General features: G+C 73.9%; 13 protein-coding genes. 6 read left to right on the plus strand and 7 right to left on the minus strand.

Annotation, left to right across the window (positions count from 1 at the left end; all coding sequences use genetic code 11):
- From ACFC1F_RS31615 to ACFC1F_RS31635, 5 genes are all read right to left on the minus strand, one after another.
- Positions 1-1235: NAD(P)(+) transhydrogenase (Re/Si-specific) subunit beta (locus ACFC1F_RS31615; protein ID WP_376163446.1), on the minus strand; the 1235-nt coding region annotated here is incomplete at its 3' end.
- 5 nt (positions 1236-1240) lie between these two features.
- Positions 1241-2806, minus strand: coding sequence for a Re/Si-specific NAD(P)(+) transhydrogenase subunit alpha (locus tag ACFC1F_RS31620; protein ID WP_376163447.1), 1566 nt, complete (start codon positions 2804-2806; stop codon positions 1241-1243).
- Positions 2807-3333: 527 nt separating this feature from the next.
- Complete coding sequence (locus ACFC1F_RS31625) at positions 3334-4122, minus strand: class I SAM-dependent methyltransferase (RefSeq protein WP_376163449.1); 789 nt, start codon at positions 4120-4122, stop codon at positions 3334-3336.
- Between the two features lie 182 nt (positions 4123-4304).
- Positions 4305-5666: a M14 family metallopeptidase gene (locus tag ACFC1F_RS31630; protein ID WP_376163451.1), complete on the minus strand. Its 1362-nt coding sequence runs from the start codon at positions 5664-5666 to the stop codon at positions 4305-4307.
- 203 nt (positions 5667-5869) lie between these two features.
- Positions 5870-6832 carry a tellurite resistance/C4-dicarboxylate transporter family protein gene (locus ACFC1F_RS31635; protein WP_376163453.1) on the minus strand — a complete coding sequence of 321 codons (963 nt, stop codon included), beginning with the start codon at positions 6830-6832 and terminating at the stop codon, positions 5870-5872.
- 231 nt (positions 6833-7063) lie between these two features.
- Between ACFC1F_RS31635 and ACFC1F_RS31640 the strand changes: the two genes are divergently transcribed.
- From ACFC1F_RS31640 to narI, 4 genes are read left to right on the plus strand one after another with little or no spacing between them, the layout of a single operon-like run.
- Positions 7064-10765 carry a nitrate reductase subunit alpha gene (locus ACFC1F_RS31640; RefSeq protein ID WP_376163455.1) on the plus strand — a complete coding sequence of 1234 codons (3702 nt, stop codon included), beginning with the start codon at positions 7064-7066 and terminating at the stop codon, positions 10763-10765.
- Positions 10765-12390: a nitrate reductase subunit beta gene (gene narH, locus ACFC1F_RS31645; protein WP_376163457.1), complete on the plus strand. Its 1626-nt coding sequence runs from the start codon at positions 10765-10767 to the stop codon at positions 12388-12390. The genes ACFC1F_RS31640 and narH overlap by 1 nt, the downstream gene beginning before the upstream one ends.
- The gene (gene narJ, locus ACFC1F_RS31650; RefSeq protein WP_376163459.1) at positions 12387-13160 is read left to right on the plus strand and encodes a nitrate reductase molybdenum cofactor assembly chaperone; all 774 of its coding nucleotides are present in this window, start codon (positions 12387-12389) and stop codon (positions 13158-13160) included. The genes narH and narJ overlap by 4 nt, the downstream gene beginning before the upstream one ends.
- The gene (gene narI / locus ACFC1F_RS31655; protein ID WP_376163461.1) at positions 13157-13882 is read left to right on the plus strand and encodes a respiratory nitrate reductase subunit gamma; all 726 of its coding nucleotides are present in this window, start codon (positions 13157-13159) and stop codon (positions 13880-13882) included. Before narJ ends, narI begins: the two co-directional genes overlap by 4 nt.
- A gap of 55 nt (positions 13883-13937) precedes the next feature.
- On the opposite strand, the gene ACFC1F_RS31660 is transcribed toward narI, so the two are convergent.
- Positions 13938-14840: a LysR family transcriptional regulator gene (locus tag ACFC1F_RS31660; RefSeq protein WP_376163463.1), complete on the minus strand. Its 903-nt coding sequence runs from the start codon at positions 14838-14840 to the stop codon at positions 13938-13940.
- Between the two features lie 135 nt (positions 14841-14975).
- Here ACFC1F_RS31660 and ACFC1F_RS31665 point away from each other — a divergent pair, with 135 nt between their 5' ends.
- Positions 14976-15737, plus strand: coding sequence for a GNAT family N-acetyltransferase (locus ACFC1F_RS31665; RefSeq protein ID WP_376163465.1), 762 nt, complete (start codon positions 14976-14978; stop codon positions 15735-15737).
- 143 nt (positions 15738-15880) lie between these two features.
- Complete coding sequence (locus tag ACFC1F_RS31670) at positions 15881-16231, plus strand: 5-carboxymethyl-2-hydroxymuconate Delta-isomerase (protein WP_376163467.1); 351 nt, start codon at positions 15881-15883, stop codon at positions 16229-16231.
- Positions 16232-16430: 199 nt separating this feature from the next.
- Here the strand turns inward: ACFC1F_RS31670 and ACFC1F_RS31675 are convergent, their stop codons facing one another.
- Positions 16431-18848, minus strand: a complete 2418-nt coding sequence (locus tag ACFC1F_RS31675) for a glycoside hydrolase family 65 protein (protein ID WP_376163469.1) — start codon at positions 18846-18848, stop codon at positions 16431-16433.
- Positions 18849-19081 lie beyond the last annotated feature (233 nt).

Genomic DNA, 19081 nt, shown 5'->3' on the forward strand with positions numbered 1-19081 from the left:
ATGGGGCTGGAAGGGTCGTCGGTAGCGGCGGGGTTGACGGTGTCGTTGGCGCCGATGACGAGGACGACGGAGGTGTCGGCGAAGTCGTCGTTGATCTCGTCCATCTCCAGGACGATGTCGTAGGGCACCTTCGCCTCGGCGAGCAGTACGTTCATGTGACCCGGCAGGCGCCCGGCCACGGGGTGGACGCCGAAGCGGACCTCGACGCCGCGCTCGCGCAGCCGGCGGGTGAGCTCGGCGACCGGGTGCTGCGCCTGGGCCACCGCCATGCCGTAGCCGGGGGTGATGACGACGGACCGGGCCTGCGCGAGCCGGCGTGCCGCCTCCTCGGCGCGGACCTCGCGGTGCTCGCCCTGCTCCTCCTCGCCGCCCGAGGGGGCCTCGATGCCGAAGCCGCCGGCGATGACGGAGAGGAACGAGCGGTTCATCGCCTTGCACATGATGTAGGACAGGTAGGCACCCGAGGAGCCGACCAGGGCGCCGGTGACGATGAGCAGGTTGTTGTCGAGCAGGAACCCGGCGGCCGCCGCGGCCCAGCCGGAGTAGCTGTTGAGCATGGAGACGACGACGGGCATGTCGCCGCCGCCGATCGAGGCGACCAGGTGCCAGCCCAGCACGAGTGCGAGCACGGTGACCGCGATCATCAGGCCGAGACCGGGGCTGACGGTGAACCAGGCGGTCAGCGCCACGAACGCGCCGAGCGCGCCCAGGTTCAGCGCGTTCTTGCCGGGCAGCACCAGCGGACGCGAGGCGATCCGGGCGGACAGCTTGAGGAAGGCGACGATGGAACCGGTGAAGGTGACCGCGCCGATGAAGATGCCGATGAACACCTCGGCGTGGTGGATGCCCAGCAGGTCGGCCGCGACGGTGTCCTGGGCCGAGCCCAGCGACTCGACCTCCAGGTAGCTGTTCCAGCCGACCAGCACCGCGGCGAGGCCGACGAAGCTGTGCAGGACGGCGATCAGCTCCGGCATCTGGGTCATCTCGACCTGCCGCGCCCGCCACAGGCCGATCGCGCCGCCCAGCGCCATCGCGACGACGATCAGGGTGACCGCGCCGGCGGTGATGCTCCGGGACGCCACCACGACGGTGGCGGCCAGGGCGAGGGCCATGCCGGCGATGCCGTAGCCGACGCCGGCGCGGGAGGTGCGGTGCTGGGACAGTCCGGCCAGACTGAGGATGAACAACAGGGCGGCGACCAGGTCCGCGGCGTGGGCGGCCGTCGTGGAAGTCATCGGGCTCAGCGCCTTTCGGGGGACGTCGAGAACATGCTCAGCATGCGACGGGTGACGGCGAAGCCGCCGAAGATGTTCACGCTCGTCAGCAGGATCGCCACGAAGGACAGCACGGTGACGAGCGTGCTCCGGTGCCCGATCTGCAGCAGGGCGCCGATCACCACGATCCCGGAGATCGCGTTGGTCACCGACATCAGCGGGGTGTGCAGGGCGTGGTGCACCTTGCCGATGACGTAGTAACCGATGACCACGGCGAGCGCGAACACCGTGAAGTTCTCGGCCAGTTGCGCCGGGGCGAGGGCGACGAGCGCGAACAGCGCCAGCATGCCGACGCCGATCAGGCCGAAGCGGGCCGCCGGGGTGAGGCGGGGCGGCGCGGGCTCCGCGACCGCGGGGGCGGCGGGCTGCGCGGCGGGAGCGGCCGAGACGGCCACGGGCGGCGGCGGCCAGGTGGTCTCGCCGTCGCGGACCACGGTCACCGCGCGCTGGACGGGGTCGTCGAAGTCGATGACCAACTGCCCGTCCTTGCCGGGCGTCAGCAACTTGAGCAGGTTGACCAGATTGGTGCCGAACAGCTGTGACGCCTGTGCGGGCAGCCGGGACGCGAGATCGGTGAAGCCGATGATCGTGACGCCGTTGTCGGTGACCACCGTGCGGCCCGCGACGGTGCCCTCGACGTTGCCGCCCTGGACGGCCGCCATGTCGACGATGACACTGCCGGGCTTCATCGCCGCCACGTCCGCGGCGGTGAGCAGGCGCGGGGCGGGCCGCCCGGGGATCAGCGCGGTGGTGATGACGATGTCCACGTCCTTGGCCTGCTCGTGGTAGAGCTCGGCCGCGGCACGGTCGTAGTCGGCGGAGGTCGCCTTGGCGTAACCGTCGGTGCCCGCCTCCTGGGCGACGTTGACGGCGAGGTACTCGCCGCGCAACGACCTCACCTGGTCGGCGACCTCCGGCCGGGGGTCGGTCGCGCGGACGATCGCCCCCAGGCTGGAGGCGGCGCCGATGGCGGCGAGCCCGGCCACGCCGGCACCGGCCACGAGGACCTTCGCCGGGGGCACCTTGCCCGCGGCCGTCACCTGACCGGTGAAGAACCGGCCGAACACGTGGGCCGCCTCGATGACGGCCCGGTACCCGGCGATGTTCGCCATCGAGCTGAGCACGTCCATCGACTGCGCGCGCGAGATCCGCGGCACCGCGTCCAGCGCCAGCGCGGTGACCGGACGCGCCGACAGGGCCTCCAGCAGTTCCGGCCGCTGCGCCGGGGCGAGCAGGCCGACCAGGGTCGAGCCGTCGCGCAACCGGGCGATCTCCCCGGTCGACGGCGCGTTGACCTTCAGGACGATGTCGCCCGCCCAGGCGTCCCCGATGTGCGCGCCGGCCTCGGTGTAGGCCTCGTCGGTGAAGCCGGCGGCCGCGCCCGCCTCGGACTCGACGACGACCTCGTAGCCGAGCGCGAGCAGCGTGCGCACCGTTGACGGGGTCGCGGCGACGCGGGTCTCCCCGGTGGCCGACTCGGCGACCACACCGATGCGCCGCGGGGGGTGGTGCGTGGCGTCCTGTGCAGACATCTCGTGCCTCTCTCGTCGGAGGAACCGTTGACGGCGGGAAACGCGTCCAAGGGGGAGTGTCCTCCCCTTGGACGCAGGAACCTACCTGCCCCGACCCGACGGCGGGGCGGGGCGAGGCCGTGACATGCTTCACCCGTTCGCGGCCTGTCGGAAGGGCCGGGTCACGTGCCGGGAGTGCGTCCGGCGCCGCGCGGCCCCGGACCGTCCTGCGGGCGACCACCCCCGGAGGCGGACGGTGCGGGGGAGTCGCGGGGGGAGCCGCCGACGGCGCCCCGAGGGGCCGGGCGACGCCGCCGGGGAGCGGCCGGGGGAGTGAACGGCGGGCGCCCGGAAGGCCCGGCCGAGTCGTCGGTGCCTCCCCTTCAACCCCCTTGCCCGACTCGGACGTTGGCGCCTTCGCCAGCGGGCGGGGCGGGGCGGGGCAGGGCGGGCCGACCCGCCACCTCACCGCGTGCGGTTCACCGGGCGCCGCGTCCTCGCCGGGGTCTTCGCGTACGCGTCCTCGCGCGGGCCTCAGCCGGCGGGCCTCACCCCGCCGGGCGCGGCCGCCGGACGGTCAGCATGTCCTGGGTGTGGCCGATGACGAACGAGCCGTCCGGCCGGGCGAAGTGACGCCGGACGTAGTCGGTCAGCTCGGCGCGGTCCGGCCGCGGATCCATGGTGGCCAGGTCGGCCACGTTCACCATGAACTCGGCGACGTCCACCGCCTCGTCCAGGCGGTCGGCCCGGTAACGGAGGTCGAGCGTCTCCAGCGCGTACTCGTGCGCCGGCTCCCGCTTGCGCAGGCGGTCGGCCAGCGGCCGCAGGTCGTAACGGACCCCGGTGAAGTGCTCGGCCATCCGCATGCACGGGCTGTCCGGGTTCTGGAGCATCACCAACAGGGTGCCGCCGGGCGCCGCCCACCCGAGGACCGTTCGGACCGTGCGCAGCCAGTCCTCCTCCGGCACGTAGTAGAGCACGTGCGAGAGGTGGACCAGGTCCGCCGGCCCGGGCGGCTGCGCCTCGTCGATCGGCTCCGGCAGGACCAGGGCGTCGGGACAGGCCAGGCGCAGCCTTTCGCGCATCGCGGCACTGGGCTCGACGGCCACCGTCCGTTCGAAGTACCGGCCCAGGTGTGCGGTGGTCCGGCCCTCGCCCGCGCCCACGTCCAGCAACATCCGGCGGTGCTCCAGCCCGGCGACGACCTCGTCCAGCCGGGCGTGGGTACGGGGCTTCTCGTCGGTGCCGGCGAGGAACAGCTCGAAGGCACGACGGTAGGCGGCGCCGGAGACGTCCAGCACCCGGACGGGCCCCGGCTCCGCAGTCCCTGCCTCCATCCGGAAACCCCTTTCGACGGTGCGCCGGCTCCCGGTCCATTGCACCGGGGACCGGCGCGTACGGAGCGCAGGGACGTTCCTGCCCGCGTGTCGCGGACCGGGCGGACCCCGTCGGCGACGCCGCCGCGTGGGGTGCGGCGGCGCGCCGGACGGACGGGGCCGGGCTGTCGGGGGCCGGGAGCTCAGGTGGTGATGCCGCAGTACTGCTGCTGCTTGCCGATCACCCGGAACATGCAGTCGGCGGTCTCCACCAGCCGCAGCACGGCCTCGCGGTTGCGGCTGGTCTCCCGTCCGATCACCTCGTCCGGCGGGTAGAAGCCGCTGCTGCCGTTCGGGCCCGGATACATCTCGAAGGTGTAGGCGAAGATCCGCTGCGCGCCCCACAGCCAGTCGTCGATCGCGCCGTCGGTGATGTAGAGGTCGCTGGACTGTTCGGGCGTGTAGCCGTTGGTGCCGGCCATGCTCCGGCCGAGGGTGGCGAAGGTGTTGGCCTCGTCGGCGGTCATCCCGGTGGCCGTGTCCGCGGTGGTCCAGCCGAACGGCCAGAGCACCAGCTCGCTGTAGGTGTGGAAGTCGATGGCCGCGGTGATCTGCTGCTTGCCGCCCACCACCCGGGAGCGGACGAAGTCGGCGACCACCTTGGTCTCCTTGGCCGACTCGGGCGCGGGGCCCCGGTAGGTCTCGCTGGAGGTGGAGCCGGAGGAGCCGCCGCAGCAGCCCCACTTGTAGTCCCAGTTGCGGTTCAGGTCGGTGCCGACGTTGCGGCTGCCGGCGTTGGGCTGGCGGTCCTTGCGCCAGCTGCGGTAGCGGCCGGTGGCGATGTCGTACTCGCCGCCGTCCGGGTTGAGGTCGGGGATCACCCAGATCTCGCGGCTGTTGACGGCGTTGGCGATCCGGCTGTCGGTGGCGTACTTGTCGCCGAACTCGTGCAGCAGGTAGAGCGCCATCTCGACGGTGAGGTGCTCGCGCGCGTGCTGGTGGGCGGTGAACAGCACCTCGGGCTCGTTCTCGTCGGTGCCGACGTTGTCGCTGATCTTGACGGCGACGATCGGGCGGCCCTCGTAGGAGGTGCCGATCACGCGCTTGCTCATGATGTCGGGATGCGCGGCGACGACGGCGTCGATGTCGGCGGCGGCCTCGGCGTAGTTGTGGTACCCGGAGTCGGCGGGCGGGAAGTCGTACAGGCCTGCGGCCGTGCTCTCCCGGCCGTCCTCGACGCCGTACCGGGGCCCCGGCAGCGCGGTGGGGGACCAGCCGAGCGCGCGCAGGCGGGCGAGTTCGGCGGGCGTGGCGGTGACCACCACCGAGTCGGGCCGGACGGCGTCGACGGAGGCGCCGGTGGCGGCGACGGCGCTGCGTTCGGCGACCGTGCGGGGGCCGTCGAGGAGGTACTGACGGGCGGTGTCGCCCGCGGCTTCGGCCGCGGCGACGGTGTCGCCGGCGACGGGCTGGGCGGCGACCTGCGTGGTGAGCGGCGAGGCGAGTGCGAGGGCCAGCAGCACGGCGGTGACCGCGGCGGGCTTCCCTCGGCGGGGCAGTCGCATGACTGTCCTCCTGTGGGGGATCCGTAGGGACGGAGCAGGGGAGGAACTGCGGCGCGCGCCAGCATGATGGTCCGTCAGTGTCATGAGTTCGTCAAGACGGTTGGGGCCGTCGGGCACGCGGTCTTCGTGAGGCGGCGGTGCCCGTCGAGCACGCGGTGTTCCTGCGAGGCGGCGGTGCCCGTCGGGAAGGCCGGGTTTCCGTGTCAGACCCGTTCCCCCGCCGTACGGGCCTCGCGGGCGGCGCGGGCCGCCCGGCGGACCGCCCCGTACGCCGTCAGCAGCCAGACCGCCGCCGCGATCCAGAGCAGCACCCGGCCGAGCGGGTCCAGCCACGAGACCCGCGCCGCGGCCGCCGCCGAGAGGGCGGCGACGGCCGTCATGCCCAGCGGGAAGACCGTGGACCAGCGGCGGAGGTCGTAGTGGAGACGGGGGCGGCCCGCCTCGAAGCAGGCCAGCACCAGGTACCAGCCGAGGGCGATCCCCAGCAGGACGAGCGTCGTCGTCCGCAGCGCCGTGTGCGCTGTCCCCGACCAGGCCCCGGAGGCGAGCAGTTTGGAGGCGGCCAGGGCGGAGATGGCCATCGCCCCGCCCGCGACCCAGTGGTCACCGGCCCCGACCGCCAACTGGCCGAGGTCGAAACGGACCAGCGCGTCGACGTAGAGTCCCAGGCCGAGCAGGAACAGCACGAGCGCCGCCCACGCCAGCCCGTCGCCGGCCTGCGGGGCGAGCACCGCGGCCAGGACGGCCAGGCCCTGGGTGGCCACGCAGATCAGGAACGCCGCGCCAGGCATCCGCCGGCCGAGACGGCGCATGACCCGCGGGAGCAGCACCACCCAGGCCGCCGCGGCGACGACGAGCAGTACCGCCGCCGCCGGGGTCCAGCCCGCCAACTGGAGCCGGACGCCGAGCACGGTGGTGGCGGCGACCGCGGTCAGGGCCGGCGGGGTCTGCGCCCGGGCCAGCCATTCGCGCCGGTCGACGGCCACCTGCGCCGCGAAGCCACCCGCGAGGAACAGCCAGAGCGCAGAGTCCAGGACGAAGGCCACCGCCGAAAGCACCGTGAAGCCGGCGAGCCGGAAGCCGACCGAGACGATGCCGGTCGCCATCACCACCGCACCGGTCGCCGGGGGCGGCGCGGCCCACCGGGGGATGCCGAGCTCGTTCATGGGACCCATCGCAGCGTCAGGCCGCCCGTCCTGCCAGTCGGCACCGCTCCGCCGGCGCCCTGCGCCGCCCCGACCACCCGATGGGACCACCCGGTGCGCGCACCCGGCCGGTTTCGGATTCGATGGGCCCACGGCCGAAGCCGCGACGGGTCCACGGCCGAAGCCGGGATCGGGCCCGCGGCCGGGTCCGAACGGGAGGGGCGTCAGGTGCACGAAGCGGAGGGGCGTCCGGTGCAGGAGCCGACGAGCGAGCCGGGGGACGCGCTCCTGCGGGCCGGCCGGTTCTTCCGCCGCGGCACGGTGGCCCCCGACCTGCACAGCGTGCGGCTCACCGGCGGACGGCAGTCGGACGCCTTCTACCGCGACCGCTGGAGCCACGACAAGGTCGTGTACTCGACCCACGGCGTCAACTGCACGGGCTCCTGCCGGTGGAAGGTGTACGTCAAGGACGGGATCATCACCTGGGAGACGCAGGCCACCGACTACCCGTCGGTGGGCCCGGACCGCCCCGAGTACGAACCGCGCGGCTGCCCCCGCGGCGCCGCCTTCTCCTGGTACACCTACTCGCCCACCCGGGTCCGGTACCCGTACGTGCGCGGGGTGCTGCTGGAGATGTACCGGGAGGCGCTGGGCCGTCTCAAGGACCCGGTGCTCGCCTGGGCGGACATCCAGGCCGACCCGCAGCGCCGGCGCGCCTACCAACGGGCCCGGGGCAAGGGCGGTCTGGTCCGGGCGGGATGGGACGAGGCGGTGGAGATCGTGGCCGCCGCGCACGTCCACACCATCAGGACCCACGGGCCGGACCGCATCGCGGGCTTCTCGCCCATCCCCGCCATGTCGATGGTGTCGCACGCGGCCGGGGCCCGGTTCCACTCGCTCATCGGCGCGCCGATGCTCTCCTTCTACGACTGGTACGCGGACCTGCCGGTCGCCTCGCCGCAGGTGTTCGGGGACCAGACCGACGTGCCGGAGTCGGGCGACTGGTGGGACGCGGCCTACCTGATGATGTGGGGCTCCAACGTGCCGGTCACCCGGACGCCGGACGCGCACTGGATGGCCGAGGCCCGCTACCGGGGCCAGAAGGTGGTGGCGGTCTCCCCGGACTACGCGGACAACACCAAGTTCGCCGACGAGTGGATGCACCCGCACCCGGGCACGGACGGGGCGCTCGCGTTCGCGATGGGGCACGTGATCCTCAAGGAGTTCTTCGTCGACCGGCAGACGCCCTTCTTCGTGGACTACGTACGGCAGTTCACCGACCTGCCGTTCCTGGTCACCCTCGTCGAGCGTGGCGGTGCCCTCACCGCCGACAAGTTCCTCCGGGCGAGCGACCTGGGCGACACCGGCGAGGGAGCCGAGTGGAAGCTCACCGTGCTGGACGAGACGACCGGCCGCCCGGCCGTGCCCAACGGCTCGCTCGGCTTCCGGTGGACCGGGTCGGGCAAGGGCCGGTGGAACCTGGACCTCCAGGGCCTGCGACCGAGGCTCTCGCTGTACGGGGACACCGCCGCCACCCCCGTCGAGGTGCTGCTGCCGCGCTTCGACACCGAGGGCGGCGAGCACGGCCAGGGCCGCGGCGGGACCGTCCGCCGCGGCGTCCCCGCCACCCGGCTCGGCGGACCGGACGGGCCGCTGGTCACCACCGTCCACGACCTGCTGCTCGCCCAGTACGGCGTCGCCCGCGCCGGCCTGCCGGGGCAGTGGCCGGCCTCGTACGAGGACGCGGACAGCCCCGGCACGCCCGCCTGGCAGCAGCGGCACACCTCCGTCCCCGCCGCCCAGGTGATCCGGGTCGCCCGGGAGTTCGCACGCACCGCGGAGGAGTCCCGCGGCCGGTGCATGATCCTGATGGGCGCCGGGACGAACCACTGGTTCCACTCCGAGACGATCTACCGCAGCTTCCTCGCCCTGCTCACGCTGACCGGCTGCCAGGGCCGCAACGGCGGCGGCTGGGCGCACTACGTCGGCCAGGAGAAGTGCCGCCCGTCCACCGGCTGGGCGACCCTGGCCGGGGCCACCGACTGGTCGCGCCCGCCCCGGCAGATGATCGGCACCGGCTGGTTCTTCCTGCACACCGACCAGTGGCGCTACGACGGCTTCTCCGCCGACGTCCTCGCCTCCCCGCTCGGCACCGGCCGGTTCCGCGGGCTGACCGGCGCCGACCTGCTGGCCCAGTCCGCCCGGCTGGGCTGGATGCCCTCCTACCCGACCTTCGACCGCAACCCGCTCGACCTCGTGGACGAGGCCCGCGCCCTGGGTCGTGACCCGCGCGAGCACGTGGTCGGCGAACTGGCCGCGGGCCGCCTCGGCTTCGCCTGCGAGGACCCCGACGCTCCGGCCAACTGGCCCCGGGTGATGACCCTCTGGCGGGCCAACCTGCTCGGCTCCTCCGGCAAGGGCGCCGAGTACTTCGCCCGACACCTGCTGGGCACCCACCACTCGCTGCGCGCCGAGGAGGCGCCCGGCCCGGCGCGCCCGCGCGACGTCCGGTGGCACGACGAGGCGCCCGAGGGGAAGCTCGACCTGCTGCTCTCGCTGGACTTCCGGATGACCTCCTCCACCCTGCTGTCGGACGTCGTGCTGCCCGCCGCCACCTGGTACGAGAAGCACGACCTCTCCTCCACCGACATGCACCCGTACGTGCATTCCTTCACCCCGGCCGTCGACCCGCCCTGGCAGGCCCGCACCGACTTCGAGGCCTTCCACGCGATCGCCGGGCGGTTCAGCGAACTCGCCCGCGAGCACCTCGGCACCCGGCACGACCTGGTCGCCACCCCCCTCCAGCACGACACCCCCGGGGAGACGGCGCAGCCGGGCGGGGTGGTCCTGGACTGGCGGGCGGGCGAGTGCGATCCGGTGCCCGGGGTCACGCTGCCGCAACTGACCGTCGTCGAACGCGACTACACGGCGATCGGCGCCAAGATGGCCTCCCTGGGCCCCCTCGCGGAGCAACTGGGCCTGCCGGCCAAGGGCGTGGTGCTGCACCCGGACGAGGAGATCGAGCACCTGAGGGAGCTCAACGGGGTCGTCCGCGGCGGCCCGGCCGACGGCCGCCCGGCGCTGGACACCGCGGTGAAGGCGGCGGACACCATCCTCGCGCTGTCCGGCACCACCAACGGACGGCTGGCCACCCAGGGCTTCCGCGCCCTGGAGGAGCGCACCGGCCGGGAGCTGGCCGGGCTCGCCGCCGACCAGGAGGCCCGGCGGGTCGGCTACGCCGACACCCAGGCCGCGCCCGTCCCCGTGATCACCTCGCCGGAGTGGTCCGGCAGCGAGGCGGGCGGGCGGCGCTACAGCCCGTTCACCGTCAACACCGAACACCTCAAGCCCTGGCACACCCTCAGCGGCCGGCAGCACTTCTTCGTCGACCACGACTGGATGCACGAGCTGGGGGAGGCGCTGCCCGTGTACCGGCCGCCGCTGGACATGCGCCGGCTCTTCGGCGAGCCGGCCCTCGGGCCGGACGGGCAACGGGAGGTGACGGTCCGCTACCTGACCCCGCACAACAAGTGGTCCATCCACTCCGAGTACCAGGACAACCTGTTCATGCTCGCCCTCTCCCGGGGCGGCCAGGTGGTCTGGATGTCGGTCGAGGACGCCGCGGCCGTCGGCGTGCGGGACAACGACTGGATCGAGGCCGTCAACCGCAACGGCGTGGTGGTCGCCCGGGCCGTCGTCTCGCACCGGATGCCGGCCGGCACCGTCTACATGCACCACGCCCAGGAACGGACCGTGAACGTCCCGCGGGCCGAGACCACCGGACGGCGGGGCGGCATCCACAACTCGCTGACCCGGGTCCTGCTCAAGCCCACCCACCTGATCGGCGGCTACGCCCAACTCTCGTGGGCCTTCAACTACCTGGGCCCGACGGGCAACCAGCGCGACGAGGTGACCGTGATCCGCCGCCGCAGCAGCCAGGAGGTGCAGTACTGATGCCCCGTGGAGAAGCCGTCGCCATCGGACGCGTCATGGCCCAGGTCGCCATGGTGATGAACCTCGACAAGTGCATCGGGTGCCACACCTGCTCCGTCACCTGCAAACAGACCTGGACCAACCGGCAGGGCATGGAGTACGTCTGGTTCAACAACGTCGAGACCCGGCCCGGCCTCGGCTACCCGCGCCGCTACGAGGACCAGCGGAAGTGGCGGGGCGGCTGGGAGCTCAACCGGCGCGGGCGGCTGAAGCTGCGGCAGGGGAGCCGGCTGTTCAAACTGGCCTCGATCTTCGCCAACCCCGTCCTGCCCACCCTGAAGGACTACTACGAGCCCTGGACGTACGACTACCGCGCCCTCACCAACGCCCCGCTCGGCGAGGACTACCCGGTGGCCAGGCCGCACTCGCTCGTCACCGGCCGGCCCATGGCGGTCGAGTGGTCGCCCAACTGGGACGACGACCTCGGCGGCGCCCCCGAACACGCGCCCGCGGACCCCAACGTCGAGCGGATGCGCGAGGAGGTGGGCCGGCGGATCCGCTTCGAGTTCGAGCAGGCGTTCATGTTCTACCTGCCCCGGATCTGCGAGCACTGCCTCAACCCGGCCTGCGTCGCGGCCTGCCCCTCCGGCGCGATCTACAAGCGGGCGGAGGACGGCATCGTCCTCGTCGACCAGGACGGCTGCCGCGGCTGGCGCCAGTGCGTGACCGGCTGCCCGTACAAGAAGATCTACTTCAACCACCGCACCGGCAAGGCCGAGAAGTGCACCTTCTGTTACCCGCGCGTCGAGGTCGGCCTGCCCACCGTCTGCTCCGAGACCTGCGTCGGCCGGCTGCGCTACCTCGGCGTCGTGCTCTACGACGCCGACCGGGTCACCACCGCCGCTTCGGTGGCCGACGAGCAGGACCTGTACCAGGCACAGCTTGACGTCTTCCTCGACCCGGAGGACCCCGAGGTGCGCCGCGCCGCCGAACGGGACGGCATCGCGCACGACTGGATCGAGGCCGCCCGCCGCTCGCCCGTGCACACCCTGATCAGCACCTACCGGGTGGCGCTGCCGCTGCACCCGGAGTACCGGACGCTGCCCATGGTCTGGTACATCCCGCCGCTGTCCCCGGTGGTCGAGGAGGTCGCCGCGAGCGGCCACGACGGTGAGGACGCCGGGAACCTCTTCGGCGCGATCGACGCCCTGCGGATCCCCCTCGAGTACCTCGCCGAACTGTTCACCGCCGGTGACACCCGTCCGGTGCGCGCCGCCCTGGACCGGCTCGCGGCGATGCGCTCGTACATGCGCGCCGTCAACCTCGGCCGCGAGCCGGACCTCACGGCCGCCGCCGCGGTGGGCCTGAGCGGCGAGCAGACCGAGGAGCTCTTCCGGCTCCTGGCCATCGCCAAGTACGAGGACCGCTACGTCATCCCGACCGCCGCGCAGGCCGAGGCCCGGCGGCTGGAGGAGTCCGCCGTCCCCCAGGGGTGCGGGCTCGACCACCTGGACGGCGCGGGGGAGGGGGCCGACGGCCCGTTCGGCGCGGGCTCCGGCCGGAGGTCCCTGCCACTGGTCACGGTCGAGAGCTTCCACGCCCTGCGCAGACGCCAGACCGACGACGAGGAGGGCCACCCGCAGTGACCGACGACACCGGCGGCCCGCCGCCGTCCGGCCTCACACTGGTGCGCAGGGCCGCCGCCGAGTGCCTCTGCTGGCCCGACCGGGACGCCCCGGCCGGACTCGCGCTCCTGCACGAGGCACTCGGAACGGTCCGCCACCCGGCCGCCGGGCCGCTGCGCGCCTTCCTGGACTGGGCGGGCGCCCGGTCCGCCGCCGAGCTGTCCGCGCACTACACCGACACCTTCGACTTCACCCAGCGCCACAGCCTGTACCTGACCTGGTGGACCGACGGCGACACCCGGCGGCGCGGCGAGGCCCTGGTCCGGTTCAAGGCCGCCTACCGGGCGTACGGCCTGGAGTTCACCGGCGAGGAGCTGGCCGACTTCCTGCCCGCCGTGCTGGAGTTCACGGCCGCCACCGGCTCGGACGCGCTGCTGCGCGAGCACCGGCCCGCCCTGGAGCTCCTGCGGCTCGCCCTCGCCGAGCACGGCACCCCGTACGCCCGGGTGCTGGAGGCCGTCTGCGCCACCCTCCCCGGACCGTCCCCGAAGGACCGGGCCGCCGCCCAGGCCCTCGCCCGTGGCGGCCCGCCGCGTGAGCAGGTCGGTCTGGACACCCGGCCGCCCTACGGCCACCTGGGCCTGCTCCCCGTCCTGCCCGCGGAGTCCGTCCGGTCCGTGGGGTACCTTCCGCCGGTGGGGTCGGTGCCGCCCTTGGAGTCCGCGCCGCCCTTGGGGTTCGTGCCGCCCGTGGGGTTCGTTCCGACCGTCGCGACCGGAGACCGCCGATGAACACCTTCCTCTGGGGCGCCCTGCCGTACCTCGCGGTCGCGTTGCTGGTGTCCGGCCTGGTCTGGCGCTACCGCTACGACCGCTTCGGGTGGACCACCCGCTCGTCCGAGGTGTACGAGTCCCGGCTGCTGAACATCGCCTCGCCGATGTTCCACTACGGCATCCTCTTCGTCCTCGCAGGGCATCTCATGGGCCTGTTCGTCCCCGCGTCGTGGACCGACGCGATCGGCCTCGACGAGCACGCGTACCACCTGCTCTCGCTCTTCGCCGGTTGCGCGGCCGGGTTCCTGGCGGTGGCCGGGATCCTGGTGCTGGTGTACCGCCGCCGCACCAACGCGGCCGTCTTCCGGGCCACCACCCGCAACGACAAGCTGATGTACGTCGTGCTGCTGGCCGCGATGGTGCTGGGACTGGTCGCCAAACTGGCGAACTCCTCGCTGAGCACGGGGTACGACTACCGGGCCACCATCGCCCCGTGGGCCCGCAGCCTCTTCACCCTCCAGCCCGACGTCGACCTCATGGCGGGTGCCCCGCTCGCCTACCGGATCCACGCGGTCGTCGGCCTCGCCCTGTTCGCCCTGCTCCCCTTCACCCGGCTCGTCCACATGTTCAGTGCCCCCGTCCAGTACCTCTTCCGCCCCTACCTCGTCTACCGCAGCCGCGACCCGGACCAGCCCGCCGCCCGCGCGCCCCGCCGCGGCTGGGAACGGATCAAGTACTGACCCCGGGCGGCCTGCGGGCGTCGGGTACTGACCCCGGCCGGCCGGCGGGCGCGTCTCACGAGGCGGCGCGCAGCAGGTCCAGGACGGCGGTGACGGCCGGGCGGGCGGCGTGGTCGGGGTGGGTGAGGGCGTGGACCGAGCGGGTCAACCCGACGGAGGCGACCGGGCGGAGCGCGAGCCGGGGGCCGGGCCGGTGGGCGAGGGCGGCGAGCTCGGGCACCAGGGCGACACCGAGGCCCCGGGCGACCAGGTGCAGGACGAGCTGGTAGTCGTCGACCGCGTGGCCGAGGCGGGGCGCGAAGCCGGCGACCGCGCAGGCACGGCGGAGCAGGGTGGTGCTGCCCTCCTCCCGCGAGCCGACGATCCAGGGCTCGTCGGCCAGCCGGTGCAGGTCGACGGCGGTGTCGGGCGGACCGGCGCACGGGTGGTCGGCGGGGAGCGCGAGCAGGACGGGTTCGACGGCCAGCGGGTGCGCGGCGAACCCCTCCTCCGGCGGCGCCGGGGTGAGGTTGTACCGGTAGCGGACGGCCAGGTCGCAGCGCCGGGCGCGCAGCGCGTCCAGGGCCTCCGGCGGCTCCGACTCCACGAGTGAGATCCGCAGCTCGGGGTGGCGTTCGCGGGCGGCGGCCATCGCCGGGACGACCCGGACGGTGGCGAAGGTGGAGAAGCAGGCGAGCGTGACCGGCCCGCGGGGGGTGCCGGCCGCCAGGAGGTCCCGCTCGGCGGCGTCCAGCGCCGCCAGGACGACCCGCGCGTGCGCGACCAGCCGCCACCCCTCGGGGGTGAGCCGGACCCGCCGGCCGACCCGCTCCAGCAACCGCACCCCCGCCTCCCGCTCCAGGGCCGCGAGTTGCTGGGAGACGGCGGAGGAGGTGTAGCCGCAGGCGGCGGCGACCGCCGTCATGGTCTCGCGGTCGGCGAGTTCACGCAGCAGCATCAGCCGGACCGGGTCCAACATCCAGTGTTCCTTACAGGTCTGTGAAGCAATCCGTGGTGGACCTTAGCGATCACGGTCCGCCATGCTGCCGGTACCCCCCGGGTGCACTCCTGCGCGCATCCGCCTCGTCCGTCCCGAACGACCCAGGAGAACACGGTGGCCGACAGGCTTCTGATCGAGCAGTACGCGGCGGCGGCATGGCCCGCGGGCGAGGCGAGCGCGGCGGCCGGCTGGCTGCTGCGCCACACGCCGGGCGTGCCGCGCCGGCGGTCGAACTCGGCGCTGCCGCTGGTTCCCGGGGCGGTGCTGCTGGCCGGCCTGCCGTGGGTGGAGGAGTACTACCGGGAGCGCGGCCTGCCGGTGGTCGTCCAGGTGGCGCCCGCCGAGGAGCACACGGAGCTGGACGCCGCGCTGGCCGGGCGCGGCTACCGGCGGGAGGCGCCGACCCTGGTGCGGACCGCGCCGGCAGCGACCGTGATCGCCCGTTCCCGCCCGTCGGCGCCGCTGGCGGTGACCGTCGCCGAGGAGCCCACCCGGCACTGGCTGGACGGCTACGTGGCCCTGGACGGCGGCGGGGGCGGCCGGGCGGCCGCCGACGCCGTCCTCGCCCGGATCCCCGGCCGGGCCGCCTACCTGAGCGTCGAACGCGACGGCGCGGTCGTGGGTATCGGCCTCTTCGTGGCGGCGTCGGACCCCGCCTACGCCGGGGTGTTCTGCATGGCCACCCACCCGGACCACCGGCGCGAGGGCATCGCCACCGCCGTCCTGCACGTCGGCGCCCGCTGGGCCGCGGCCAGGGGGGCGGAGCGGCTCTACCTCCAGGTGATGGCGGACGAGGAGCACGCGCCCGCGCGGCGGCTGTACGAGCGGGTCGGGTTCCGGGGCTCGCACGGCTACCACTACCGGATCGCCGGGTGATGCCGCGTCACACCGGGGGATCCCGCCCGCCGGGTGCACGGCGGCGCGCGATAGCGTCGCGGATGTCGTCCGTGCCGTCGGGGCCGGAGGTCCGGCCCGTCCGGTTGTTCGTCCGGTCCCGTCCCGTCCCGTAGGAGGCTCCCGTGCCGCAGATCCTGATCGACCACTCGCCGGAACTCGACTTCGACCAGGCGGGCCTCGCCGCGGAGGTCCACCAGCTCATCACCGAGGTGATCGACACCAAGGTGGCGGACTGCAAGACCCTGTTCCGCCCGGCCGCGCGGTACGCGGTCGGCGACGGGAGCACGGGTGAGGCCCTGGTGCTGGCGCAGATCAAGATCCTGGCCGGCCGCACCACCGAGCAGCGGGCCGAACTGACCGCCCGGGTGCTCGCGGTCCTCCAGGCCCGCATCGCCGTCCCGGCGGCGATCTGCGTCGAGGTCACCGAACTCGACCGCGACACCTACCGCTTCGTCCACCACGCCGGCCGGTAGCCGGCCGGCAACCGGCCCTGACGCCTCCGCCGGTGGCCGGGCCGTCGCGTGCGGGGCGTGACCCAGGGCGTGTGGCGGCGCCGGCCCTTCCCGCGCAAGGTCCTCGACGCGGGAGGGGCCGGGGCGTCGGCGCGGTGCCGTCCGGCCGGGGCCGGGGCGAGGACCGGGGACGGGGCCGGAGTCAGATTCGGGGTCGGGGTCAGAGGCGGAAGACGCGGGTCTCGCCGGGTGCCACGGTGGCCGACCTGCCCCGGAGGCGGACCCGGACGGGTTCCTGCCGGCTCTCCCGGAGGCTCACCGTCACCTCCCGGTGGCCCGTGGTGACGACGATGCCCCAGTGGCCGCGGTAGCGCAGTTCCAGTTCCAACCTCCGCAGGGCGGACGGGAGATGGGGGTCGAGCCAGATCGCGTCCTCGCGGATCTCCAGCCCGGTGTAGCAGCGCTGGAGCAGGTCGACCGCGCCGGCCATCGCGCCGAGGTGGACGCCCTCCGAGGTGGTCCCGTGCCGGCCGTCCTGGAGGTCGGCCACGAGCGCGTCGCGGAAGTACCCCCAGGAGGCCCGGCGGTCGGAGCGGGTGAGCACCCAGGCGTGCACCACCGAGCTGAGCGAGGAGCCGTGCACGGTGCGCTTCAGGTAGTACGTGGTGGTGCGGCGCTGGAGTTCGTGCCGGGCGGGGTAGCCGAGCCGCCGGAGCAGGGCGCGGACCTCGCGGGCGGAGAAGAGGTACCAGAGCATCAGCGCGTCCGCCTGTTTCGACGCCTGGTACCGGTTGACGGTGTCGCCCTCGGCCTCCAGGAGCCGGTCGAGCCGGCGCAGGTCGGGGTAGCGGCGGCGGTAGGCCGCCCAGTCGAGCTCGGCGAGCCGTTCGTACCCCTCGAACTGGCTGACCACCCCGCTGTGGAACGGCACGTGCAGGCGCCGTCCGACTTCCTGCCAGCGGCCGAGCTCGGTGTCGTCGAGCGCCAGGCGTTCCAGTAGCTCGTCGCGCCGGTACCCGGGCAGGACGCGGAGGGTGTCGAATGCGCGCGCCAGTACCCAGGAGGCCAGGACGTTCGTGTAGGCGTTGTCGTCCAGCCCCGGCCCGGTGGCCCACGGGTAGGCGTCGTGGTACTCGTCGGGACCGAGCACTCCCCGGATCGACCACCGCTCCCGGGCGGGGTCGTAGGAGGCTGCGGAGGCCCAGAACCGGGCGATCTCCAGCAGCATCTCGGCACCCGCACCGGCGAGGAAGTCCAGGTCGTTCGTGGCCTGGTAGTACTGCCAGATGTTGTAGGCGACGGCCGAGCCGACGTGCCGCTGGAGGTGGGTGTGGTCGGGGAGCCAGCGCCCCGAGAGCGGGTTGAGGTGCAGCAGCTGGGACTCCTCGCGGCCGTCGCTCCCGCTCTGCCAGGGGTACATGGCGCCGCGCAGGCCGGCGTCGCGGGCGGCCTGCCGGGCCGCCTCCAGACGGCGGTGGCGGTAGCGCAGCACGGCCCGGGCGAGTTCGGGGAACCGCAGGTTGAGCACCTGGAGGACGAACAGCTCGTCCCAGAACACGTGGCCGCGGTAGGCCTCGCCGTGCAGGCCGCGGGCCGGTACGCCGACGTCCAGATCGGCGGAGTGCTCCGAGTAGGCCTGGAGGAGGTGGAACAGGTTGAGGTGCAGGGGGCCGGCGCCGTCGAAGTCCGCCTCGATCCGGCAGCGGTGCCACAACTCGCCCCAGCGGATCCCGTGTTCGTCCAGCAGCTGGTCGAACCCGGGCGCCTGCGCGGCCAGCAGCCGGGAGGAGCGCAGGGGCGTCCCGGTCGCCGGGTCGTGGGAGGTGTGGACCGCCACGGTCTTCTCGACGGTCACCGGCCGGCCCGGTTCGGCGACGGCCGTGACGGTCTGTGCCGCCCGGCCCGGCCCGAGTTCCTGCACGGTCGGCAGGGGTCCCCCGGCACCGCGCACGCGGGTGCGGGCGGCGAGCGCGATGCGCAGCGGCGAGCCGGCGGCGGCGACCTCCAGCCAGATCAGGCCGTCCTCGTCCGCACCCTCGCCGGCCGGTACGAGGTGGCTGCCGGTGAGGGCCCGGTAGCGGGTGACGCCGGTGTTGGCGACGGCGCCGTCCAGCGCCGAGCGGATCTCGACCGGCCCGGACCAGTTCTCGGGCGTGATGGTGCTCTCCAGGGCGGCCAGGTGGGGCCGTGCCTGGCTGGCCAGGCGGCGCTGGACCAGCCGGGTCCGTCGTCCCGCGGTGTCCACGACCAGGGCGCGCCTGGTCAGGACGCCCCGCCGCAGGTCCAGTTCGACGCTCTGCTCGGCCGGCGGTCCGGTGAACCAGTCGCCACCGGCGGGGCGGAAGGTCAGCGGCAGCCAGTTCGGACAGTTGACCAGGTCCTCGTTGGTGACCACCCGGCCCGCGACCGTCGAGGACGCGCGGTCGTAGCAGCCCGCCAGGTACGTGCCGGGGTAGTGGACACCGTCCGCGACGGATTCGGGGGCGGCGCCGCGCGTGACCAGGTAGCCGTTGCCCACCGCGCAGAGCGTCTCCCGCAGGCCCTCCTCGGCGGGGTCGAAGCCCTCGTAACGGAGGGTCCACGGGTCCGGCATCGCCGGGTACGCGGGCCCGGACCGGGTGGATGTGTCCGCTGCCACGAGGCCACCTCCGCGTTGCCGTCCTGCTCCCAGTCTGCGCAACGCGCCGCCGGGGCGCTCAGCGGCCGTGGTCCGTCGGCTGCCGTCCGGGCCGGGGCGGCCGGGGCGGCCGGGACGGCACGCCGGACCTGCCGGGCCGGGGCGTCCGTCCGGTGGGGCCCTGTGGCCGGGTCTGGCCGTCCGCCGGCTGCGCCCGGTGGCCCGGTGGCCCGGTGGCGGGGGCCGGTCGGCCC

This window comes from Kitasatospora sp. NPDC056181, assembly GCF_042266225.1.
GTDB lineage: Bacteria > Actinomycetota > Actinomycetes > Streptomycetales > Streptomycetaceae > Kitasatospora.

What these genes read in the sequence shown, in the direction of transcription:
- ACFC1F_RS31620 (WP_376163447.1), bottom strand. Translation starts at nt 2,806, where the DNA reads ATGTCTGCACAGGACGCCACGCACCACCCCCCGCGGCGCATCGGTGTG.
- ACFC1F_RS31625 (WP_376163449.1), bottom strand. Translation starts at nt 4,122, where the DNA reads ATGGAGGCAGGGACTGCGGAGCCGGGGCCCGTCCGGGTGCTGGACGTC.
- ACFC1F_RS31630 (WP_376163451.1), bottom strand. Translation starts at nt 5,666, where the DNA reads ATGCGACTGCCCCGCCGAGGGAAGCCCGCCGCGGTCACCGCCGTGCTG.
- ACFC1F_RS31635 (WP_376163453.1), bottom strand. Translation starts at nt 6,832, where the DNA reads ATGAACGAGCTCGGCATCCCCCGGTGGGCCGCGCCGCCCCCGGCGACC.
- narH (WP_376163457.1), top strand. Translation starts at nt 10,765, where the DNA reads ATGCCCCGTGGAGAAGCCGTCGCCATCGGACGCGTCATGGCCCAGGTC.
- narI (WP_376163461.1), top strand. Translation starts at nt 13,157, where the DNA reads ATGAACACCTTCCTCTGGGGCGCCCTGCCGTACCTCGCGGTCGCGTTG.
- ACFC1F_RS31660 (WP_376163463.1), bottom strand. Translation starts at nt 14,840, where the DNA reads ATGTTGGACCCGGTCCGGCTGATGCTGCTGCGTGAACTCGCCGACCGC.